Annotated in this window: 24 protein-coding genes; 20 read left to right on the top strand and 4 right to left on the bottom strand. The window is 50.2% G+C overall.

Going from position 1 to position 23,009, the window contains the following annotated elements; translation table 11 throughout:
• The first annotated feature begins 12 nt into the window (after positions 1-12).
• Positions 13-1,248 (top strand): GAF and HD-GYP domain-containing protein, encoded by a 1,236-nt coding sequence (locus KNO78_RS07855; RefSeq protein WP_214690586.1) that lies wholly within the window; start codon positions 13-15, stop codon positions 1,246-1,248.
• 38 nt (positions 1,249-1,286) lie between these two features.
• Here the strand turns inward: KNO78_RS07855 and pruA are convergent, their stop codons facing one another.
• Positions 1,287-2,831, bottom strand: coding sequence for an L-glutamate gamma-semialdehyde dehydrogenase (gene pruA, locus KNO78_RS07850; RefSeq protein ID WP_159562777.1), 1,545 nt, complete (start codon positions 2,829-2,831; stop codon positions 1,287-1,289).
• 171 nt (positions 2,832-3,002) lie between these two features.
• Between pruA and KNO78_RS07845 the strand changes: the two genes are divergently transcribed.
• The 3 genes from KNO78_RS07845 (at position 3,003) to KNO78_RS07835 (ending at position 6,052) form a co-directional block, all read left to right on the top strand.
• Positions 3,003-3,806, top strand: coding sequence for a hypothetical protein (locus tag KNO78_RS07845; RefSeq protein WP_214690587.1), 804 nt, complete (start codon positions 3,003-3,005; stop codon positions 3,804-3,806).
• 13 nt (positions 3,807-3,819) lie between these two features.
• Positions 3,820-4,257, top strand: a complete 438-nt coding sequence (gene bcp / locus KNO78_RS07840; RefSeq protein ID WP_214691256.1) for a thioredoxin-dependent thiol peroxidase — start codon at positions 3,820-3,822, stop codon at positions 4,255-4,257.
• Positions 4,258-4,690: 433 nt separating this feature from the next.
• Positions 4,691-6,052: an alanine/glycine:cation symporter family protein gene (locus KNO78_RS07835; protein ID WP_214690588.1), complete on the top strand. Its 1,362-nt coding sequence runs from the start codon at positions 4,691-4,693 to the stop codon at positions 6,050-6,052.
• Between the two features lie 40 nt (positions 6,053-6,092).
• On the opposite strand, the gene KNO78_RS07830 is transcribed toward KNO78_RS07835, so the two are convergent.
• Complete coding sequence (locus KNO78_RS07830) at positions 6,093-7,796, bottom strand: methyl-accepting chemotaxis protein (protein WP_214690589.1); 1,704 nt, start codon at positions 7,794-7,796, stop codon at positions 6,093-6,095.
• 214 nt (positions 7,797-8,010) lie between these two features.
• Between KNO78_RS07830 and gatC the strand changes: the two genes are divergently transcribed.
• From gatC to KNO78_RS07785, 9 genes are all read left to right on the top strand, one after another.
• Positions 8,011-8,301: an Asp-tRNA(Asn)/Glu-tRNA(Gln) amidotransferase subunit GatC gene (gatC, locus tag KNO78_RS07825; protein WP_012727041.1), complete on the top strand. Its 291-nt coding sequence runs from the start codon at positions 8,011-8,013 to the stop codon at positions 8,299-8,301.
• An 11-nt stretch (positions 8,302-8,312) separates the two neighbouring features.
• Positions 8,313-9,755 (top strand): Asp-tRNA(Asn)/Glu-tRNA(Gln) amidotransferase subunit GatA, encoded by a 1,443-nt coding sequence (gene gatA / locus KNO78_RS07820; protein ID WP_074036114.1) that lies wholly within the window; start codon positions 8,313-8,315, stop codon positions 9,753-9,755.
• A gap of 12 nt (positions 9,756-9,767) precedes the next feature.
• Positions 9,768-11,198 (top strand): Asp-tRNA(Asn)/Glu-tRNA(Gln) amidotransferase subunit GatB, encoded by a 1,431-nt coding sequence (gatB, locus tag KNO78_RS07815; protein ID WP_211782444.1) that lies wholly within the window; start codon positions 9,768-9,770, stop codon positions 11,196-11,198.
• Between the two features lie 63 nt (positions 11,199-11,261).
• The gene (locus KNO78_RS07810) at positions 11,262-12,260 is read left to right on the top strand and encodes a diacylglycerol kinase (protein ID WP_012727038.1); all 999 of its coding nucleotides are present in this window, start codon (positions 11,262-11,264) and stop codon (positions 12,258-12,260) included.
• Positions 12,261-12,315: 55 nt separating this feature from the next.
• Positions 12,316-13,677, top strand: a complete 1,362-nt coding sequence (gene rlmD, locus KNO78_RS07805; protein ID WP_214690590.1) for a 23S rRNA (uracil(1939)-C(5))-methyltransferase RlmD — start codon at positions 12,316-12,318, stop codon at positions 13,675-13,677.
• A gap of 72 nt (positions 13,678-13,749) precedes the next feature.
• The gene (locus KNO78_RS07800; protein WP_214690591.1) at positions 13,750-14,343 is read left to right on the top strand and encodes a dihydrofolate reductase family protein; all 594 of its coding nucleotides are present in this window, start codon (positions 13,750-13,752) and stop codon (positions 14,341-14,343) included.
• Positions 14,340-14,873, top strand: a complete 534-nt coding sequence (locus KNO78_RS07795; RefSeq protein ID WP_214690592.1) for a GNAT family N-acetyltransferase — start codon at positions 14,340-14,342, stop codon at positions 14,871-14,873. Before KNO78_RS07800 ends, KNO78_RS07795 begins: the two co-directional genes overlap by 4 nt.
• Before the next feature lie 10 nt (positions 14,874-14,883).
• Entirely contained in the window at positions 14,884-15,501 is a 618-nt protein-coding gene (locus tag KNO78_RS07790; protein WP_214690593.1) for a hypothetical protein, read from the top strand.
• Positions 15,502-15,942: a hypothetical protein gene (locus KNO78_RS07785; RefSeq protein WP_214690594.1), complete on the top strand. Its 441-nt coding sequence runs from the start codon at positions 15,502-15,504 to the stop codon at positions 15,940-15,942.
• Here KNO78_RS07785 and KNO78_RS07780 read toward each other — a convergent pair.
• Positions 15,934-16,461 carry an AAA family ATPase gene (locus KNO78_RS07780; protein ID WP_214690595.1) on the bottom strand — a complete coding sequence of 176 codons (528 nt, stop codon included), beginning with the start codon at positions 16,459-16,461 and terminating at the stop codon, positions 15,934-15,936. The two genes, KNO78_RS07785 and KNO78_RS07780, sit on opposite strands and share 9 nt — an antisense overlap.
• A gap of 93 nt (positions 16,462-16,554) precedes the next feature.
• Between KNO78_RS07780 and KNO78_RS07775 the strand changes: the two genes are divergently transcribed.
• A complete protein-coding gene (locus tag KNO78_RS07775; protein WP_214690596.1) occupies positions 16,555-17,424 on the top strand; it encodes a PhzF family phenazine biosynthesis protein in 870 nt (289 codons plus the stop codon).
• A gap of 32 nt (positions 17,425-17,456) precedes the next feature.
• Here KNO78_RS07775 and KNO78_RS07770 read toward each other — a convergent pair whose 3' ends face one another.
• Positions 17,457-18,401 carry a DUF5692 family protein gene (locus KNO78_RS07770; RefSeq protein ID WP_074036132.1) on the bottom strand — a complete coding sequence of 315 codons (945 nt, stop codon included), beginning with the start codon at positions 18,399-18,401 and terminating at the stop codon, positions 17,457-17,459.
• A 201-nt stretch (positions 18,402-18,602) separates the two neighbouring features.
• Between KNO78_RS07770 and KNO78_RS07765 the strand changes: the two genes are divergently transcribed.
• The 6 genes from KNO78_RS07765 (at position 18,603) to KNO78_RS07740 (ending at position 22,923) form a co-directional block, all read left to right on the top strand.
• Positions 18,603-19,217, top strand: coding sequence for a TetR/AcrR family transcriptional regulator (locus KNO78_RS07765; RefSeq protein WP_214690597.1), 615 nt, complete (start codon positions 18,603-18,605; stop codon positions 19,215-19,217).
• 84 nt (positions 19,218-19,301) lie between these two features.
• The gene (locus KNO78_RS07760) at positions 19,302-20,309 is read left to right on the top strand and encodes a tRNA dihydrouridine synthase (RefSeq protein WP_374193976.1); all 1,008 of its coding nucleotides are present in this window, start codon (positions 19,302-19,304) and stop codon (positions 20,307-20,309) included.
• A 75-nt stretch (positions 20,310-20,384) separates the two neighbouring features.
• Complete coding sequence (locus KNO78_RS07755) at positions 20,385-20,591, top strand: hypothetical protein (RefSeq protein WP_214690598.1); 207 nt, start codon at positions 20,385-20,387, stop codon at positions 20,589-20,591.
• 33 nt (positions 20,592-20,624) lie between these two features.
• A complete protein-coding gene (locus KNO78_RS07750) occupies positions 20,625-21,131 on the top strand; it encodes a hypothetical protein (protein WP_214690599.1) in 507 nt (168 codons plus the stop codon).
• A 105-nt stretch (positions 21,132-21,236) separates the two neighbouring features.
• Positions 21,237-21,917 carry a response regulator transcription factor gene (locus KNO78_RS07745; RefSeq protein WP_214690600.1) on the top strand — a complete coding sequence of 227 codons (681 nt, stop codon included), beginning with the start codon at positions 21,237-21,239 and terminating at the stop codon, positions 21,915-21,917.
• 1 nt (position 21,918) lies between these two features.
• Positions 21,919-22,923 (top strand): sensor histidine kinase, encoded by a 1,005-nt coding sequence (locus KNO78_RS07740; RefSeq protein ID WP_214690601.1) that lies wholly within the window; start codon positions 21,919-21,921, stop codon positions 22,921-22,923.
• The last annotated feature ends 86 nt before the right edge of the window (positions 22,924-23,009 follow it).

Here is a 23,009-nt window from a genome sequence, read left to right as displayed (position 1 = left end):
GAGGTTTGGCACATGGCAACTTCGCACGAATCATTGACGTTACAGTTACAACAACAAGAGCGACTCCATCACCTGCTTTCGTCACTCCTCAATCGCTTTTTAACGACAGAGATTGCGGATTTCAAAAAGCGGGTTGACCAATCGCTAGCCGAACTTGGACATTATTTCGCGGTCGACCGCGTCTATGTCTTCGATTATGATTTTACGAATCAAGTCTGCCATAACACGTTCGAATGGTGCGCCGAAGGAATCACGGCTGAAATGGACAATCTTCAAGACGTGCCGATTGATGTGCTGCCCGAGTGGGTGAATACCCATGTGGCGGGTGAGACGATGTATATTCCACGGGTCGTCGATCTACCTGAAGGGAGCGACGTCCGCGCCATCTTAGAACCGCAAGCGATTCAAAGTTTGCTCGCGGTCCCCATGATGCAAGGGAAGTCGTGTCAGGGATTTGTCGGGTTTGATTCCGTCGTCTCGGAACGGACGTACACGGAGTACGAACAACAGGCGCTACAAGATTTCAGCAATGCGCTGCTCGGGGCGGTCGAGCGACACCGCATCGAGGCCGGGCGGGAAGAAGCGCAGCGGGTCCTCGCCGAGCGTGAAAAAGAATTGATCGATTATCAAGAGGGGCTTGTCCGCACGCTGTTACGTTTGTCCGCACTCCGTAACAACGAGACGGGGAACCATATCGAGCGGGTGCAGGGTTTGTCGACGCTGTTCGCGACGATTTTATACGATCATCACCATCCGGAAGTGTCACCGCTCTTCATCGAAGGAATCCGTCTCGCGGCACCGCTCCATGATATCGGCAAAATCTCTGTTCCGGACGCAATCTTACTCAAAGCGAATCAACTGTCCGACCAGGAATGGGTATTCATGCGCGACCATGTGCGTGTCGGCGGCGAAGTGTTGAAGGATTTGCAGACACAGTTCCCTCAGAATTACTTCATTCAAATGGCCTATCACATCGCACTGTATCATCACGAGCGCTGGGACGGCACCGGGTACAACCAAGGACTGAAAGGGGAAGACATCCCGCTTGCGGCTCGAATCGTCACCATCATCGACGTCTATGACGCACTACGGACGGTCCGACCGTATAAACCGGCCTATACTCATGAGGATGCGATTCTTGCGATGCGAAATATGGAAGGGGCGTTCGACCCGACTTTGTTCGAATTATTCCTGGTTCATCAAGAAGAAATCGCCATCATGTTCGAGCAGACATTTAAAGCACACTAAAAAGGAGACGTCCCATCGGGGGAGCGTCTCCTTTTTGATTAGAACGTTTCAGATGTTGTTTTCGCTTGCATGTGGAGTTGGATGTAATCCGGGCCACCTGCTTTTGAATCCGTACCTGACATGTTGAATCCACCGAACGGCTGATAGCCGACGATTGCGCCTGTGCAACCACGGTTGAAGTAAAGGTTCCCAACGTGGAAGTTTTGGCGAGCGTATTCTTGATTCATACGGTCACGTGTGAGGACCGCCCCTGTCAAGCCGTATTCTGTGTTGTTCGCGATATCGATTGCTTCTTTGAAGTCTTTCGCTTTCGTGAAGGCGACGATTGGTCCGAAAATCTCTTCTTGCATGAGGCGTGCTTTCGGGTCGACGTCTGCGACGACAGTCGGCTCGATGAAGTAGCCTGTTGAATCGTCTGCTTTCCCACCTGCGACGATGCGTCCTTCTTCTTTTGCGACATCGAAGTACGATGTGATCTTCTTGAAGGCCGATGCATCGATGACTGGTCCCATGAAGTGTTCGTTCTTCTCTGTGTTTCCGACAGAGAGTTCGTTCGTGAGTTCGACGACACGGTCGAGTACCGTATCATACACGCTGTCGACGATGACGGCACGTGAACAAGCCGAACATTTCTGACCAGAGAAACCGAATGCCGATTTCACGATCGATTGTGCAGCGAGCTCGAGGTCGGCTGATTCGTCGACGACGATCGTATCTTTTCCACCCATCTCCGCGATCACGCGTTTGAGCCAAATTTGACCTTCGTTCAACTTAGACGCACGTTCGTTGATGCGGAGTCCCACATCACGCGATCCTGTGAAGCTGATGAAGCGTGTCTTCGGATGGTCGACGAGATAGTCCCCGACTTCTGCACCCGGTCCCGGGATGAAGTTGAGCACGCCTTTTGGAAGACCTGCCTCTTCCATCACTTCGACGAATTTCGCAGCGACGATTGGCGTCGTCGAAGCTGGTTTCAAGAGAATTGTGTTACCGGCGACGATGGCCGCAACTGCTGTACCGGCCATGATTGCGAATGGGAAGTTCCATGGGCTGATGACGATCCCGACCCCGAGTGGGATGTAGTCATACCGGTTGTATTCGCCTGGGCGGCTCTCCACTTTCTTGCCTGGTTTGAGTTCGAGCATTTGACGTGCATAATATTCCATGAAGTCGATTGCTTCCGCTGTATCCGCATCTGCCTCGTTCCACGGTTTACCCGCTTCTTTGACGAGGTAAGCCGAGAACTCATGCTTACGTTTGCGGACGATGTTCGCTGCTTTGAACAAGACGTCGGCGCGGACAGCCGGGTCGACATGGCGCCATGAGTCAAATGCTGTGAGTGCTTCTTGCATCGCACGTTCTGCGAGCTCTTGGTTCGCTTTTGACACGCGACCGATCACTTCTTCTTTGTTAGCCGGGTTGTAAGACGTGATTTTACCTTCCGTCGTAACCTTTTCCCCACCAATTACGAGCGGATAGTCTTTCCCGAGCTCACCGTTCACTTTCTCGATTGCCGCTTGGATTGCTTCGGCATTCTCTTTTTGTGTAAAGTCTGTGAATGGTTCATGTTTGTATGGAATCATTCTCGTTCCCCCTTAAAGTGATGTTGAGCGTTAAAGCGCTTACGTCTGTATTGTATCGAAATTATCGTAGAAATCCTAGTGAAACAATTTTCCAGAAACACATGGCATTGGAGCAAGAAATCGAGACGTGATAGGATGGGGGAGAACACGGCTTTAGAAAGGACGAACAACATGAAAAAATGGTTCATTCCGCTACTCCTCGTCTTCATGCTCGGGGCATGTGGGAACGAGGAAGAGACGGTGATAGAAGAGACAGACCGCGCATTGCCGGACGCTGTCACGAACGTGTACGCAGACTATCAGACGGCACTTGAGTCTGGAGACGCTGAGGCACTCGCATCAATTGATTATGCTGGCCGGTTGACCGAGATTCCGGCGACTGGTGCCGTCACCCGTCAATTGTCTCCTGGTGAGATTTATAAGAGCTGGGTCAACGAAGAGGAAGACGTGGCGTTCCTTGTCCATGAGATGATCGATGAAGAAGGGAACCCGCTCCCGAACCGACTCAGTAAAATCGCTGTGAAGGAAGGGGATGAGTGGTCACTAGTCATCACACCGGCCGCTTTACCAAAAGACGTGATTGCCGAGGTCGGAGAGTTACTCATCGGTGTCCAGGCGAACGAGTACGGAGTGAATGCCGAAGCGAACGCCCGTCTCGCCGAGATTCCGGAAGATGAGGCTGGTCCGATCTATGACCAAGTCAACGCACAGACGGACTATATGGCGCTCGAGGCAGACAATAACGTCTTCCTGCTCATGGCGGAAACGTTGACGGTCGAGGAGAACCAAACCATCATGACCGACTATTTCAAAGCGTATGAGACGTGGTACACCGATAACGAGGAGACGCTCCGAAAAGCGGCTGCAACGGAAGATCCAGTCGAGTATATCGAAGTGCTTGACCCGTTAAAGACAAAATTAGAAGAAGCGATCGATGGCTATGACGAACAACTTGTCGACCCATCGTTTGGCTAAGGAGGAACAGCAGATGCTCGCACCAACATTTTCATTACCGAACCAAAACGGAGAGATGGTTTCATTAAAGGACTATCTCGGCAAGAAAGTCGTCTTATACTTCTATCCTCGAGATTCGACACCTGGTTGCACGACCGAGGCATGCGATTTCCGCGATGCGTTGCCGAAGATGGAAGGCGCGGTCGTCCTTGGGGTATCGGCCGACAGTCAAAAGAAACATCAAAACTTTATCGCCAAGAATGACCTCCCATTTGATTTACTCGTGGACGAGGAACATAAAGTGTCCGAGCTTTACGGCGTCTGGCAGTTGAAGAAAAATTACGGGAAAGAATATTACGGCATCGTCCGTTCGACTTTCTTGATCAACGAGGACGGCTATATCGAAGAGGAGTGGCGCAACGTCAAAGTGAAAGGTCACGTCGAAGAAGTCGTGGCTGCTATTCGTTCGTAAAACGAGAAACGGAAGGAAAAGTCATGAACGGTTTCAGACTGTAGACAACGCATGGGTCTACAGTCTTTTTTGTGCCGGCTCACTTTCCTAGGAGCAAGCAGGGCAGCGCATCGCGACTCGGTCGCTGCTATCAAGCCGCTTCGAGCGTGCTTTATACGGTTGCAACCACTCCATTTCTGATTGAGATGTAGTCTATCGATTAACGGTTCGTAGTGATCATGAAATCCGGGCTCATGCACTTGAATATATATTACAATCATATTTCGAAATAAATTTTAAGAAGCTTTTAAGAATAAGGGTTCAAGGAAAATATTACAATTATATAACGTGTTGAAAACGCTTTCTTTAGGCGGTGTACCTTGACTCGATTGTGAATGTTCTGAAAAATATAGGGAGAGCGCTCAAATCAAGAACGTAGGAGGAGAGCAACACGGTGAATCAAATTGAAAGTTGGCTGACGAGTTTATCCAATCTCGTCTGGGGGCCACATTTACTCATATTACTCGTCGGGACAGGGATTTTCCTGACCGTCCGTCTCGGATTTATCCAAGTGACGCGACTTGGGGTCGGTCTGAAAGAGGCATTTATACCAAAACCAGAACAACCGAAGAAAAAGCAACGTGGGGACATCTCGCATTTCCAAGCACTTATGACGGCATTGGCGGCCACGGTCGGTACCGGAAACATGGTCGGTGTCGCGACGGCGATTGTCCTCGGGGGACCGGGTGCTGTCGTTTGGATGTGGTTATCTGGTTTCGTCGGGATGGCGACGAAATACGCTGAGGCTATCCTGGCGGTCAAATATCGTGTCGTCGATGAACGCGGTGAGATTGCCGGGGGTCCGATGTATTACTTAGAACACGGACTAAAGAAAAAGTGGCTCGGCGTCTTGTTCGCCGTCTTTGCATCGGTCGCAGCCTTTGGGATTGGGAACGGGGTCCAAACGAACTCGATCAGTCTCGCCTTGAACAACTCGTTCAACATCCCAATGGTTGTGACAGGGATCGTCATGATGGCGGTCACGGCATTCGTCATCTTAGGTGGTGTCAAATCAATCGGAAAAGTCGTCGGAATCTTCGTCCCGTTCATGATTTTCGCATATGTCGGGAGTGGGCTCGTGATTCTCATCATGAACCTTGATTTGGTACCAGGTGCCTTATCGACAATGTTCTCGAGCACATTCAGTGCTGAAGCCATCGGTGGGGGTGCGTTAGGTGCCGCGATTCGCTACGGGGTCGCGCGCGGTGTGTTCTCTAACGAGGCAGGACTTGGATCTGCACCGATTGCGGCCGCAGCAGCGAAGACCGACTTCCCGGGACGTCAAGCACTCGTTTCGATGACACAAGTGTTGATCGACACACTCATCGTCTGTTCTATCACGGGACTCACGATCGTTATGGGTGGTCAATATACGGAAGGGCTTGAAGGGATTGCCTTGACGCAAGCCTCGTTCGCTTACTTCTTAGGACCTATTGGTGAAATCATCGTGACGATCTCGCTTGTCTTCTTCGCCTACTCAACCGTCCTCGGTTGGTGTTATTACGGGGAACGTTCAGCGTATTATTTACTCGGGGAAAAAGTGATCGTCCCATATCGTGTCCTCTACATTTTAGTCGCGGGACTCGGTGCGATGACGACGAACTTGAATTTGATCTGGTCCATCTCGGATGTGTTCAACGGTCTCATGGCTATCCCGAACTTGATTGGACTCTTGTTCCTCTCCGGTGTGGTCGTCGCCGAGACAAAACGATTCGAACTCGAACGGAAAAAAGTAGGGCAGTCCTCTGCCGCTTGATGAGAAAACCCGCCGGACAGCACGTGTCGGCGGGTTTTTGTCATACCTTGAATTGGCGAATCAGTGAATCAAGTTCTTCCATCTTTTGTTGCGACTGTTCCGTCGCATGGTTCAACTCGGCGAAGCGTTCGACGGACATCGTCACTTTTTCAGCAATTTCCTGCGTACCGAGCGCTCCGTTGTTGACGGTCGTCGCAACGTCCTGGATGACACCGATCATGTTCGACGTCAATTGTTCGAGCTCCCCGGCAGCGGCAGCGAACTCGGTCGCAGTCGTTTCGAAGCGACCTGCGTCCTCGCTATATTGTCCGGCTGCCTCTTCAAGTTGGTCATAATCTTTCAAGACGTTCGTGTCGAGGAAGTGGAGCATCTGTCCAGAGCTTTCATTCAAATGATCGACCGAATGAAGAACGGTCGTCGAGATGACTTGAATGCGTTCGACGGTCGCCCGGCTCGTTTCGGCGAGTTTTCGAATCTCGTCGGCGACGACGGCGAATCCACGTCCGGCCTCTCCGGCACGTGCCGCTTCGATCGAAGCATTGAGTGATAATAGGTTCGTCTGCGCGGCGATATCGAGGATGTCGTTCGTGAGCGTCGCGATCTCACGCACGGCTTTCGCATCTTGCATCGCTTTCTCTAAGTTTGTGCGTGTCGACTGAAGGACGCTGATGGCATTCTCTTTCGCCTCTACCGCATGTGACTTGAGGGAGAGGGCACGCTCATCGATTTGTCTCGCTTCGGTTTTCCGCTCATCGGCCATCGTCACGATATGATGAATCGTCCGCTCCATATCCGAGGCGGAAGCGTTCATCTCTTGAGCGCTCGCCGCCGTCTGTTGCATACCGGCGGTCAAATCCTCTGTCGTCGCAGCGGTCGTCGTCATGTACGTATCAAGTTCTTTCAACTCTTCGTACATATGGGTTGATTGTTTTGACACGCCAGTCGTCACGTCGTTCACTTGAAGAATCAACTGACGCAAGTTGGCGATGAACTGGTTAAAGTCGCGTGCGAGTCCGGCGAACTCATCGCGGCGCTTCACAGGGATTGACGTCGTCAAATCGCCTTCGCTCGTGGCGAGCTCACGCATCTTCGTCTTGAACTCTTTGAGTGGTTCAAAGATGGAGCGGAAGATGAAGAGCATCATGAGGATCGTCATGACAGCCGCGACCCCAAGGACGATGAATAGTGTGAGTTGTACTTGTTCAAACGACTTAGCCGCCGCCGCTGTGTCCGTCTGAATTTCTTCCCGGTTCAAGTTGACGAGTAGACCGAGAGAGTTCGAGAGCGTGTCAGCGCTTGCATCCGCTGTATCGCGAATATACGCTTCTGCGGCCTCTGTACCGTCTTCATTCGAAATACGAATGAGTTCATTCATGACCGTTTGGAAGTTATCCCAATTCGCACGGGCTTCATCGAAGAGCTGTTGATCTTCTTCCATGATAATCGTCGCTTCATAGCCGTCCATCCGTTGTTCCAAAATGGCGACGGATGCTTGAATATCCCGTTCGATGTTTTGTTTCGTCACGGCGTCATCCACGAGAGCGTGACGAATCAAATGACGACGGATTTCGAGCAGTTGCTTATCGACTTGATGAATCTGGTCCATGCCTGGCACCCAGGAAACGGTCATGTCTTCTTGAGCTGCTTTTGATGCGTTCAAGGCGTACCATGAGTAACCGCTTACACCGAGGAGTAGCACAAACATGATGCTAAACGCAGTGATGAGTTTATTCCGAATCGACATACGATTCCTCCTTACGAATCTTTTCTACCATTAGCATAATCAGAATCGCACATCGACCGTATAGCTGATTTCGAAAGCGGGTCAATATTCGGAGAAGATTTCCCTAGTTTCTCAAAAAGGAGACATTTTCTCACAAGATAGATTTCCTTTTTTGTCTTATGAAAAAGTGGTATGATAATGAACGATGTATTGAAAACTGTTGGAGGTGGGAATTTTGGCTCGTATTACAGAAGCTGAAGTTCGGCACGTCGCCGGACTTGCCCGACTTGCGATTACGGATGAAGAAGTGACGCACTTCACGGAGCAATTGACAAAAATTCTCGAGTTCGCCGAGCAACTCGATGAGCTGGATACAACGGGCGTCGAACCGACGACCCATGCCCTAGATTTGAAAAACGTACTACGCAAAGACGAGGTCCGTCCATCGCTTCCACGTGAGGAAGTCGAACGGATGGCACCTGACTGGGAGAACGGTCAAGTCCGTGTCCCTGCGGTCTTTGAGTAAGGAGGCCTTTCATGAGTTTATTTGACCACGGTGTAGCGAAACTGCATACGTTATTAAAAGAAGGCGAAGTCACGGTCACGGACCTCGTCAAAGAGTCGTTCGACCGCATCGAAGCGACGGATGATCAAATCGGTGCGTTTTTGACGCTCAATGAGGATGCGTTTGAGCAAGCGAAGCGCATGGATGAGCTCGCAAAAACGTCAGACAACCCGCTTTTCGGCATGCCGATCGGTGTGAAAGACAACATCGTTACAAAAGGGATGCGGACGACATGTGCCTCGACGTTCCTCGAGAACTTCGTCCCGGCACACGATGCGACGGTCGTCGAGCGTCTTCATGATGCGGGTGCCCTCACAATCGGGAAGTTGAACATGGACGAGTTCGCGATGGGTTCATCAAACGAGAACTCGGCGTTCAAGCCTGTCCGTAACCCATGGGATCCGACTCGTGTACCAGGAGGTTCTTCAGGCGGTTCAGCAGCATCGGTCGCAGCTGGGCAAGTCCTCTTCAGCCTCGGTTCGGATACGGGTGGTTCGATTCGTCAACCAGCCGCGTATTGTGGTGTCGTTGGGATGAAGCCGACATACGGTCTCGTCTCACGTTTCGGTCTCGTCGCCTTCGCGTCGTCACTTGATCAAATCGGCCCGCTCACGCGCACGGTCGAAGACAATGCTTACTTATTGAATACGATTGCGGGTCATTGCGACATGGACTCGACGTCGGCTGAGGTCGAGGTGCCGGACTATACGGCAGCGCTCAACCAGGATTTGACGGGCATGAAGTTCGCACTTCCGGAAGAGTTCATGGCAGAAGGTGTCGCGCCTGGCGTCCGTGAACAGATTGAAAAAGCGATCGAGACGCTCAAGTCTCTCGGTGCGACAATCGAGACGGTTTCGATTCCGTCTGTGAAGTATGCCCTCTCGGCGTACTACTTGCTCGCGTCGTCAGAAGCTTCTTCGAACTTGGCTCGTTTCGACGGTATCCGTTATGGACGTCGCGCCGAAGCGGACACGCTCGACGAAGTGTTCACATATTCGCGTGAACAAGGGTTCGGGGACGAGGTCAAACGCCGGATCATGCTCGGGACTTATGCCCTCAGCTCTGGTTACTATGATGCGTTCTACAAGAAAGCCCAACAAGTCCGTACCCTCATGAAGCAGGACTTCGCGAAAGTGTTCGAAGAGTATGATGCCATCGTTGGACCAACTGCTCCGACGACAGCTTTCAAACTCGGCGAACAGCTCGACGATCCGCTCACGATGTATGCGAACGATATCATGACGATTCCGGTCAACTTGGTCGGTATCCCGGCCATTTCGGTCCCGGCAGGTCTTTCAGAAGGACTTCCGGTCGGTCTTCAAATTATCGGGAACTACTTTGATGAATCAACACTTTACCGCGTGGCCCATGCTTTTGAACAAGCAAACGGCGGTTTCAAGATGCCACAGCTCTAAGGAGGACGTACGATGAACTTTGAAACGATCATCGGGATCGAGGTGCACGCCGAGCTGAGCACGAAGTCGAAGATTTGGTGTGGCTGCTCACGCACTTACGGTGCCGAAACGAATACACAGACGTGTCCGATTTGTCTCGGACACCCAGGCGTCTTGCCTAAATTGAACGAAGAAGCGGTCAACCTCGCCATCAAAGCGGCAATGGCACTCAACTGTGAGATTGCGACAGATACGAAGTTCGACCGCAAGAACTACTTCTACCCTGACACGCCGAAAGCATATCAAATCTCGCAGTTTGATAAGCCGATCGGTTCAAACGGTCACGTCGACGTCGAAGTAGACGGAGAGATGAAACGATTCCGCATCGAGCGCGTGCACTTGGAAGAAGATGCCGGGAAGATGAACCACACGGGCGAGAAGCACTCGGTCGTCGACTTCAACCGGACCGGTTCACCACTCATCGAGATTGTCAGTGAGGCAGACATGCGCTCACCGAAAGATGCGGTCGCGTATCTCGAGCGTTTGAAAGAAGTCCTCTCGTTCGCTGGCGTCTCGGACGTCAAGATGGAAGAGGGGTCACTTCGCTGTGACTGTAACATCTCGGTCCGTCCATTCGGGCAGGAGAAGTTCGGTACGAAGACAGAGCTCAAGAACTTGAACTCGTTCTCAAACGTCTTAAAGGCACTCGACTATGAAGAGACGCGTCATCGCAAATTGCTTCTTTCAGGTGGCGTCATGCGTCAAGAGACGCTCCGTTACGACGAAGCGGCGAAAAAGACGATTCTCATGCGTGTTAAAGAAGGGGCAGCGGACTACCGTTACTTCCCAGAACCGGACCTCGTCCGTCTCGAAATCGATGAGGCATGGAAAGAGCGCATCCGCGCGACGATTCCAGAGATGCCGGCAGCTCGTCGTGAACGCTACATGAGCCAATACGGTCTCTCGGCATACGACGCAAAAGCCCTCACGTCAACGCGAGAGTTCTCGGACTTCTTCGAAGCGACGACAGCGGCCGGTGCGGAGCCGAAAGCGGCAGCGAACTGGCTCATGGGTGAAGTGCTCGGTCACTTGAACAAGTCGAATGAAACGGTCGAGACGATGAAGTTGACACCGGAATCACTCGCCGAGCTCATCCGCTTGATCGCAGAAGGGACGATTTCATCGAAAATCGCGAAGCGTGTCTTCACGGCGATGATGGAAGAAGGCGCTGATCCGAAAGCGTATGTGGAAGCGAACGGACTCGCCCAAATCTCGGACGAGAACTTACTCCGTGGCTACATCCTCGAATTGTTCGAGGCGCATCCGCAAATGATCGAAGACTTCAAGAACGGGAAAGACCGTGCGAAAGGCTTCATCATCGGCCAAATCATGAAACAGACGAAAGGGATGGCGAACCCGGCACTCCTCGATGGCTTGTTCCACGAAGAGATCGCAAAACGCTAAGCAGGCGGCGAGACACTTGTGTCTCGCTTTTCGCTCGAGTTGAGCATAGGGGAGAGAATCAATATGCAACGGAAACGTGCGCGGGTCATTTATAACCCGACATCTGGTAAAGAAGTGATCAAACGGGAACTCCCGTACATTTTGAACCGCCTCGAGGATGCGGGTTATGAGACGTCGACGTATGCGACGAAAGCGATTGGTGATGCCACGCTCGAAGCAAAACGGGCCTCAGCGGCCGAGTTCGACCTCATCATCGCCGCAGGCGGAGACGGGACATTGAACGAAGTCATCTCAGGGCTCGCCCCGCTAGAGAATCGTCCGACGATCGGACTCATTCCGGTCGGGACGACGAACGACTTTGCCCGGGCGATGCGGATTCCACTAAGTGTGGTCGGTGCACTCGACGTCATCTGTGACGGATTCGAGATGCCGGTCGACCTTGGGGAAATCGAAGGCGAGAAAGGTGACATTCACTATTTCATCAATATCGCCGGTGGCGGCATCATGACCGAGCTCTCGTATGAGGTGCCATCGAAGTTGAAGACAGCACTCGGGCAGCTCGCGTATTACGTGAAAGGGATGGAGAAACTGCCTCTCATCAAACCGACGTATATCGAGCTCGAACACGATGAAGGAACGTTCCAAGGCGAGGTCATGGTCTTCCTCACATCGAACTCGAACTCGGTCGGTGGATTTGAAAAAATCTCACCACACGCGTCGTTGAATGACGGGTTGTTCGATCTGTTCATTTTGCGGAAATGTAACTTGTTCGAATTCATCCACGTCGTCCGTTTACTCCTTCGGGGTGAGCACTTATCAAGCTCACTCGTCGAGCATGTGAAGACGAGCCGCGTCCGGATGAAGACGACCGAGCCGATGAGTCTCAACATCGACGGTGAGTACGGCGGGGAATGCACAGGTGAAATGCGGAACTTATTCCGTCACTTGACGGTGCTCGCGCCGAACGCCCGAATTCGCGAGATGGAAGATTTGAATGCACAATATGAACGCGAACAGATGATCAAGCAATTGTTCAATGTTTCGCTCGATAAAGCAGAGTGAAAAGATAGGAATGACGACATCTGTCATTCCTATTTGCAATGGAAGGAGCATTCGTATGCTACCAGTGAAAAAGAATGATCGTCTCGACGTCCACGTCCACGACTTGACCCATGAAGGGGCGGGTGTGGCACGTGTCGACGGCTATACGTTGTTCGTCCCGAACGCGTTACCGGGTGAGACGGTCGAAATCGTCGTGACGAAGACGAACAAGCAGTATGGGTTCGCCCGATTGTTGAACGTGAAAGAAGCGAGCGCCGACCGCGTCGAGCCACCGTGCCCGATTTTTTATCAGTGTGGCGGCTGTCAGCTGCAACACTTCAGTTATGAAGGACAACTTCGCCAGAAACGAGAACGTGTCGTCGATGCGCTCAAGCGTCTTGGTCAGTTCGACGTGCCGGTCCATGACACGATCGGGATGCCAGAACCTTGGCGCTACCGCAACAAGGCGCAAGTCCCGTTCAAACAAGAAGGAGACCGTCTCGTTTCAGGCTTCTATCGTCCTCGTTCCCATGATATCGTCGAGATGAGCGAATGTTTGATTCAAGATGAGCGCAATGATCAGGCGATCCAAGTCGTCCGTGATGTGTTGGATGCTCGCGGTGTGCCGGCGTATGACGAGAAGACAGGACGTGGGGTCATCCGTCACGTCATGGCCCGTTACGGGTACCATTCGGGTGAACTCATGATCGTCCTTATCACGAAGACGACGAAATTAAAAGGCGTGAATGAGATCGTCGCCGATATCGTCGAGCGTCTCCCAGACGTGACGTCGATCATGCAAAACGTCAACCCGGACAAGACGAACGTCATCCTCGGAGCGACGAACAAGTTGCTCTATGGTCATGAGACGATTGAGGATAAAATCGCAGGACTCACATTCACGATTTCTCCGCACTCGTTCTTCCAAGTCAACCCGGTCCAAACGGAGAAGTTGTACGGGAAAGCGCTGGAGTACGCACAACTGTCAGGTACGGAACAAGTCGTCGATGCCTATTGCGGCATCGGGACGATCAGTCTGTTCCTTGCTCGGAAAGCAGCGCATGTGTACGGTGTCGAAGTCGTACCGGAAGCGATTGAAGACGCGAAACAGAATGCGCTCGTCAATGAGATCGATAACGTGACGTACGCATGTGGTGCGGCGGAAGATGTGCTTCCAGAGTGGAAGAAAGACGGTGTGAACCCGGATGTGATCGTCGTCGATCCACCACGTAAAGGATGTGCCGAATCGTTCCTTGAGACGATGGTCGAGATGGGACCGAAGCGAATCGTATACGTCTCCTGTAACGTCGCAACACAGGCGCGTGATATGCGTTACCTCGCCGACCGTGGCTATCGCTTGATGGAAGTGACACCGGTCGACATGTTCCCGCATACGGCGCATGTGGAGACGGTGGCGTGGTTGGAGAAAGTAGAATAAGATGAATGTATCATGCCTTCGATTGAATCAATCGGGGGCTTTTTTTGCAAACAGTCGAAAGGAGAGTCGGAGATGAGGAAAATCATTGTTCTGGAACACCTGTCGTTAGACGGTGTGATTCAAGCACCAGGTGGGAGAGAAGAAGATTTGAGTGGGGATTTCATGCATGGGGGATGGACGGAGCCGTTTTCGAGTCAAGAGCTTGGAATTTGGATTCGGACGCAAATGCATAGTGAGTTTGATTTGTTGCTCGGTCGAAAGACATATGATCAGTGGGCGAGTTATTGGCCGAATCACGATGACATTTGGCCGGAAGCCAACCGGGCGATGAAGTATGTGGTCACGCGGCAGTCAACGGACTCACGATGGGAATCAACGACGTTTCTGACAGAGCCAGTCGAAGCGTTGAAACGACTCAAACAAGAAGAGGGACCCGATTTACACGTCTGGGGAAGCGGGGAACTCGTGCACACGCTACTCGCAAACAATCTCATCGATGAAGTTCGACTGATCGTGTATCCCATCATCATCGGGTCAGGCAAACGACTTTTCCCAGACGGCAACATCTTGCCACTGCAACTTGACGTGATTGAGCAACAGCTGATGCCAAACGGGGTCCATGTCGTTCGGTATGGACGCCTTCAATCGGAAGGGGAGAAGAGATGAGAATCGAGCAACACCTCGAAATGACCGTATCAGAATCGATGGATAAGGAGCTAACTGAGCTATTACAACATGCGTTTCCCTCAATTTATCCGAATCGCCGCTACTTCAAGCAATTACCCCATTTCCGACTCATCGCGTATGAAGACGAACGGATCATTGGACAAGTCGGGTTAGACTTTCGTGTGATGAATATGAACGGGGAATCGATTCACGTGCTCGGCATCATCGATCTGTGTGTCCGGGAAGAAGTTCGGGGACGTGGGGTCGGACGGGCACTGATGGAAAAAGTCATTGCTCTTGGGGAAACGTACCCCATCGATTTTCTTCTGTTATTCGCAGACCGACCAGACCTCTACGAACGCATCGGGTTTCACACGGTATCTAACACATGCACGTGGCTTCAAATCAATGACGAGAATCAGACGATACGAGGGATCGGGGAGGCGTCGTTTGAAGAATTGATGATTCGTCAGGTGGGAGACAAACGATGGAGCGACGGAACACTCGATTTGCTTGGATATTTATACTAGGGGGATATCGATGAATCTTGAACAAGTGACAAAAATGTATGAGACGTATGCACAAAAAATCGGGGACCGAAAACAAGTGTATGAAACGATTGCTGATACTTTTGACGTAAAGCAGGCGCTCTATCCAGGGAGTCACGTCGACGTCGCCCCTTCCCTCGTCATCCCTCATGTCATCTATGTCGACAGTTTCAAAGGGACGATTCGTTTCTTCAAGCAAATTGAAACGGTACAGGAGCTGATGGATCAACGAAAGGAATATGATGAGCCGTGTACGATTGAATTTTTTGGTCAGGACTATACGCAGCCGCTCGACATCGAACCCGTTGACTTGATCATCTCGCAATATGCGGGGTTTGTCGGTCAGGCGACGAAACAATATTTGAAGCCGCGTGGCATCTTGCTCTGTAACGATAGCCATGGAGATGCGACGTTGGCGCAATTCGATAAAACGTTCGAGCTGATTGGGGTCATGGGAAGTACAAATGAACTCATTCAGACAGGGCTCGACGATTATTTCCGATTGCCGAAAGGGAAAGACGTCGATGTAGCCGAAGTGAAGAAGACGATGAAAGGTCCAATGTATACGAAGTCAGTTGAGAATTATGTGTTTCAAAAAAGGAGGGATTGAATGAAGCAATATACGATTCGAACTCGTAACGTCCCGCTTTCCCTGCATGACGCGGTCATCACGGAAGCGACTTTTATGGGTTCGACAATCCGTCTCGTTTTTGCGGATGGCATCCGTGACTTGTTCAAGAAAGAAGCGGTATGGACGGGACGTGCCGTCGTGACAATCTCGAACGTAGACCGGGATTCTTCGTCGCTCGTCCGCTTCGGTGAATCGTCTTATTCGGTATGTCCGATCGAACAATTGGGTCAGTTTGTTAAAATGGGGCGCTTCGAAATCATCGATGAACTGTACGGATATCGGCAACTATTGTTCCGCTGCATGTGGTTGACCGATATGATGTGTGAGGCGGTGGAGCTGAGTCTATCCCATTCAAGTGAGCTCGTCATCCGATGGGAAGACGAGCCGTCCGAAGCGATGTATGAATCTGAATCATTTTGAGGCAAGTGTGAGACCGACATGATCGGCGACCGCTCGCGCAACATCTTGTTTTGATAGGTGATCTGTTACAATTTTTTCTGCATGGATTTCAGATTGAAATGCGGACTGGCAGCGAACAATCTGCGCTTTCCCCCAAGAGTTGAACCATTCGAAACGTTTATTCAATCGTTTCACGAGCGTTTGTCGATGCGCTTCGAGGATCAAATGACGTACGTCGATCCCGTCCCGCTGAAGCCGACCGATGATTTCGTCTACATACATTGCGTCCACCAATGTCATGGGAACGAGGATGACCCCATCGAAGGACGTGGCAATCTTCGACAACATCCGATAGTTGAACTCCCGCCATTCCGGATGGTGCTGAAAATCGGGCTGTTGAAGGCTTTTTGGCAATTGGTTCCGAATGAAAAAGCCGACTTGTTCCGGGTCATAGAGAAACGCGTTCGGCAACTGTTTCTCAAGTAGCTTGGCACAGGTTGTCTTGCCCGAGCCGAATGCACCGTTAATCCATATAATCATCAAAGTCCCCCCATTTTTCATCATGTCGTCTTGCAATTATAACGTATAGTTGAGTTTGCAGAATCCTATAGATTGACTAAAGGAGATTGAAACATGTTATCGATTGATGTATATGTTGTCCATGCTTTTTCAAAAGATGGAGAAGGAGGGAATGCGGCTGGGGTCGTATTACATGCAGATGCCTTAACCGAATTAGAAATGAAACAGATTGCGAAGAAGGTCGGTTACAGTGAGACTGCCTTCGTGAGTCAATCGCATCATGCGGATGTCCGCGTCCGTTTTTTCACACCTGAAGAGGAAGTCGACCTCTGTGGTCATGCAACGATTGCAACGTTTCATGTATTGAAAGAACAAGGTCTACTTGGGAGTGGACGATTTACACAAGAGACGAGAGCTGGTGTGTTAGAGGTCGAGATCCGAAACGATTTGACTATTATGATGCAGCAGCGACTCCCAGAATTTTTACCCGTGACAAATCATCAAGAAATTGCTGATTCACTTAAGGTTCCGCTTGAGGTATTAGATGATCGTTTTCCGATTCTGATCGGTTTCACTGGACTCCGGGATATCCTGATTCCTATCAAATCGCTTACTGAACTATTGTCTATTCAACCGGACTTCGAAAAAGTGAAGGAAATCAGTCGACAATCTGACGTGGTTGGGTACCATCTTTTCACTCTTGAAACGATGGAGGATGGCATCGCCCATACACGAAATTTTGCGCCACTATATGGAATCGATGAAGAATCTGCCACTGGAACGTCGAACGGTGCGCTGGCTTGTTATCTGTTCGAGCAATCTCTTGTTTTGAAGAAGTCGTCTACGCTTGTCATGGAGCAAGGATATGGAATGAAACTTCCGTCAGAAATTTTGGTAGAACTAACTGTAGCAGGAGAAGAAATCTCACACGTCACGGTTGGAGGAAAGGCGACTACTCTGAGCGTACAACATCTTGATTTCTAGGAACTCAAAAGACGAGCCGCGGCTCGTCTTTTTCATGCTGTCTTAGGATTAGGTGATTCTGTTTCTCGTAACGCATCGACTCGTTTGTATTCTTCAGTATCGGTCCACAGCTCGTCTTTCAACGGGTTGAGACGTCGTTTCATAATACGTGATACCTGCATGACGGCGAGCACGACGTTGAGGGCAAGACTGATGAGTGCGAGCGTCCAGTTCGCTGCCGGATTATACGAGACGCTCACGTTGAACGTACTGCCGACCGCAAAGAAGTAAGGGAAGGTCATGACCCACATCATCCAAATCGAGAGCGTTTGGGCACGGTTCTGCATCCATGTTCCTTTCGCCCAAAGGAGGGCAGGGATGGTCGCGGCAATGTTTAACGCAAATCCGGAATAAAATGCGTTACCTGGTGCACACGAATAGACGTAGGAGATGTTCCAGATTCCATATGCGATGATCCACAATTTCGTCTGGTCCGGCCAAATCATATCGACTCGCTTACCGGACGTCGCAAAGATACCGAACCAGCCACAAATGGTGAGGATGTTCAAAATTCCGGCGAAGGCGTTGACGTAGTTCCACCCACCGGAGATGTAATTCATACCGTCGACGACCCCATCAAATCCCATGAAGCCGACTTGAAACTCCCGTATAACGGCCTCCATGATATTGATGGCAAGAATGGCCGGGACGAGTACTAAATACCAAGGATGTTTCTTATGGTAGTTCGTGAAGCGGATGACCATGTAGATGAGCGCGCCGGCGAGTGCCGAATACACCTTCACCCAATGGAACCACGACGTGATTTCCGAATCGACGACAAACAACCAGATTGGAGTCAGTGCGATCGGTAACGCCATGAACATAAGTTGGCTCGCCCGTTTACCAGAACGGACGAACTCGTTAAACCCCATCAGCAGTCCAAGGACGACGAACCACATGACGACGTTATACCAAGGCATTGATTCGAAGAAAAACATAACATGACACTCCTTTCGAAAATGAGATAAACAGAAATAAATGCAGTGACTAAACATACCGAACGTTCGTTATGTTTATGTGAAAAGTGTAACAAACTATTGTAAGCGCTGTCAATAGGGGGTGGGAGCTCACATGGAAGTGTCGAAAGTTTGCCACATCATTATGGTATAATGAGCGTTGAAAACAGAGGAGGGTGCGAGATGATGATGAACGAAGGAAAGTTGAAAATCTTACAAGCTGCGCGTGAAATCATCGTCGAACAGGGCATCAAAGGCACGACGCTCCGAGGGATTGCGGAGCGGGCCGGATTCAGTACGGGTGCGATTTATCATTACTACACGTCCAAAGAGGCGATTCTATATGACGTGATGGACGAGGGGCTCGGTGAGGTAAAACGCATTGAGACCGTCTCCCATGACGATCGAAAGGAAGCGGCGGTGATTATTCAGGAAATCTATGAAGGTATGCAGGAGCGCCTTCAAAAAGATGCGGAGAGCCGACTTCAATTTTATCTCGCCCACGAAGCGATGATTGGCAATGAGGACATCGAACAAAAGTTCAGAGAGAAATATCAAGACTGGATTACACGGATTGAGGCGATCTTTGTACGGGCTTACGGAGTCGAGCAAGGGCCGATGACTCAGGCGGTCGCCACATGGACGATGGCCGGGATTGACGGGATGGTGCTCCAGACGCTACTTCGCACGGGAACGATTGAACCGGAATACACGAATCGTGTGCTTCATTATTTATTGACCGAAGGATTCCCGCACTTTTTTCAACTCATTCGCTCGAAAGAAACGGATCATGAGTAATGTCAGTTGATACAATCCGACGGACATAATAGAATAGATGAGTGATTTTGTTGGACTGTATGGATGAAAGGAACTGATTTTACGATGAAAGAAAACTTTTGGCGCGACCTTCCGCGTCCGTTCTTTATACTTGCCCCGATGGAAGATGTGACCGATGTCGTCTTCCGTCATGTCGTCGCCCACGCGGGACGCCCGGACGTCTTCTTCACAGAATTCGCGAACTCGGACAGCTATTGCCATCCGGAAGGAAAAGGTAGCCTCCGTGGTCGTTTGACGTTCACTGAGGACGAACAGCCGATGGTCGCCCACATCTGGGGAGACAATCCGGAATATTTCCGTCAAATGAGTATCGGGATGGCCGAGATGGGCTATAAAGGACTCGATATCAATATGGGTTGCCCGGTCCCGAACGTGGCGAAACGTGGGAAGGGGAGCGGTCTTATTCTCCGTCCGGAAGTTGCGGCTGAGCTCATTCAAGCAGCAAAAGCCGGTGGTCTCCCTGTCAGCGTCAAAACGCGACTCGGCTACGCGAAGCTCGATGAGTGGCGTGACTGGTTGACGCATCTCTTGAAACAAGACATCGCCAACTTGTCGATTCACTTGCGCACGCGCAATGAGATGAGTAAAGTCGACGCGCACTGGGAAATGATCCCGGACATCGTGAAGTTGCGGGACGAGATCGCCCCGGATACGCTCATCACCATCAACGGGGACATCCTCGACCGTCAAATGGGACTCGAGCTCGTTGAGAAATACGGGGTCGATGGTGTCATGATCGGTCGCGGGATTTTCAAGAACCCGTTCGCGTTCGAGAAAGAGCCTCGCGAACACTCGATGGAAGAACACCTTGATCTATTGCGTCTGCAACTGGACCTTCAGGATAAATTCCAAGAAGACGTGCCGCGTTCGATTTCGAACTTGCACCGTTTCTTCAAGATTTATGTCAAAGGATTCCGTGGGGCGAGCGAGCTCCGTCATAACTTGATGGAAACGAAATCGACGGATGAGGTACGAGCGTTACTCGATGCCTTTGTCGAGAAATATCATGAAGAAGAGGCAGCACTCGCTGAGGCGGTCTCGACAGTCGAATAGTTTTTTGAAGGGGGTCAGTGAATACTGGGTCCCTTTTTTATATGAAAAATAGTAGATGACGATGAAACGTTTCATATGGTCGATTCGTATGTAATGAGTGGAAAGAAGAGGAGGGGCGAATGGCGCGAATCAGTAGTCGGGCTTGGACTTGTATTTGGCACGGTTAGCGGAATCGTCATCTCTTCATTAGTTGATTTTCCGTTTATATATGGTATTGTCATCGGTTCAATCATCGGATATGTGATTGGTCTTTTCATATCCATTCGTGCGATGAAACGATAGCGACCCATTACTAAAACAAGAGGGGGCTTTCACATGAGTGAATTCCAATTTATTGTGAGCGATCACCCACTAAAAGAAGTCGAAAATCCATATGTCGAGTTCTTATCTATCAACGAGGCCATCCAAAAAGGCATCGTGTTGCCTGACATTCTGACAGACGTCGAGGACCTCGACCGTGATGAAAAGATTTTGATGAACGTCGAGTCGGAAGAGCAACTTGACGAGATTGAGATTAAACATAGTCTCTATTATGCGATGGAGAACGTCGAGGCGTATTCTTCAAAACCGCACGTAGTAGAGTTGCGTTGGCGTTATTCCGATGCGAGAGCAGAACAGCTCGTCGAATATATAACCGACCATTTGAAGACGGCGGAGGAAATCGAGATTTGGAAAGTGTGGGTCGATGAACAGACCAAGCCGAAAGTTCAATCCATCAAGCTCGACGAGTTGACGATAGATGCATTACGATTCTTAGGCGAAGTCGGATTCGTACGACCGGAGTGCCTTCGAGTTACAACATCCTCATCCGCATGCAAATAACGTATTGTCCTCCCTGACGAGATTTCTCGTTAGGGATTTTTGATTTCTCACCTCACTTGAATAAAGACTGCTATATTATGGGGAGAAGAGTCAGGAGGGAATACCATGCATATTCTAATCGTAGAAGACGACCGGACGATCGCCTCCGGTCTCCAATATTCACTCGAACAAGAACAATTTAGAACAACGTTATGCCAAAACGTGGCTGACGCGACGCTTATGATTGAACAACAGTTACATACAATTGATTTATGCCTCTTTGATTTGTCACTGCCAGATGGGAGTGGATATGACTTATGTCGGCTCGTGAAGCAACAACAAGACATCCCTGTCATCTTTCTGACGGCATTCGATGATGAAGTGAATGTGGTGATGGGACTCGATATGGGAGCGGACGACTACATCACGAAACCGTTCCGTGTCCGAGAACTCGTTTCACGAATTCACTCGGTACTTCGTCGATACAATAAAAACGTACGCTCGCCTCTGTTGACGATTGGTCCAGTTGAAATCAATACGCAAGATGCAAAAGTAAAAAAGAATGGGGACGAAATTTTGTTGACAGCGCTCGAGTATCGTTTGTTGCTCATCTTTGGGAGGCATAAAGGGCAAGTGTTGTCACGGACCCAGCTACTCGATCAGATTTGGGATGTGGGTGGGGAATTCGTGAACGATAATACGTTGACCGTTTATATTAAGCGACTCCGCGAGAAACTAGAGGATGATCCACAACATCCGATGCTTATTACGACGGTGCGTGGAATCGGATACAAGGTGGAGCGTTAATATGTTGCGAAACCAAGAAATAAGAATATACTTGTTCACTTGTCTATTTTTTATTGGAATAGCTGTAGGTATTGCCGTCTTATTCATGTCCATAGAGACGGCCGTTCTGGTCGTCCTATTAGCAATCATACTTTTCGGCGTTACGTATCGTTTCACGGCATGGCGTTATCGAGAAATCGAGCAGCTCTCTGGATATCTTCAAGAAATCAGTAATGGCAACTATACATTGGATGTCCGTGATAATCGCGAAGGGGAGCTCAGTTTGTTAAAGAGCCAACTCTACAAAGTGACGAAAATGCTATCTGAACAAGGCGCGCATCTTGAAGAAGATAAACAGAAGTTAACGGATGCGATCTCCGATATCTCCCATCAATTGAAGACACCGCTCACCTCGATGACCGTCATGGCGGATCTCCTCAGTGACCCTCGTCTATCCGAGGAAAAGCGTCAAGAATTCACCCATAACGTACAAGTACAACTTGAACGAATGGAGTGGCTCTTGTCTTCTCTTCTCAAACTATCAAAAATTGATGCCGGGACAATACATTTCAAGCGCGAATTGGTATCTGTCCCTGCGCTCATTGAAGCCGTAGCGGAACCGATGCTCGTACCGATTGATATTAAAATGCAACGACTCCATGTTCAAGGCGAAAAAGATGTTACATTCGAGGGTGATTTGAAGTGGACGACAGAGGCACTCATCAACATCTTAAAAAATTGCGTGGAGCATACGCCGGAACAGGGCGACGTATTCATCGAGTTTAGTGAAAATACGCTGTATACAGAAATTGTGATTCGTGACACGGGGATTGGCGTCGCAAAACAAGACCTCCCGTACATTTTCCAACGGTTTTATAAAGGTATGAATGCGAGCGAAGAAAGTGTCGGGATTGGGCTTGCCATGGCACACAGTATCATTATGAGCCAGGAAGGTGAGTTGACTGTTCGAAGCGAACCTGGGGTCGGAACGGATTTTCATATTCGCTTCTATAAAGCAGTTGTCTGACCGCTAAGTGACGAAATCGTCACTTTCGAGTCACAGACGAGTCACACTCACTCGGTACACTCGAAGTAGATCAAGTACTGGAGGGT

Origin of the sequence: Exiguobacterium sp. s132, assembly GCF_018617235.1 — a bacterium.
Classification (GTDB): domain Bacteria; phylum Bacillota; class Bacilli; order Exiguobacteriales; family Exiguobacteriaceae; genus Exiguobacterium; species Exiguobacterium profundum.
Note: the sequence above shows the minus strand (reverse complement) of the source record. Positions and strands in the feature narration are given on the sequence as shown.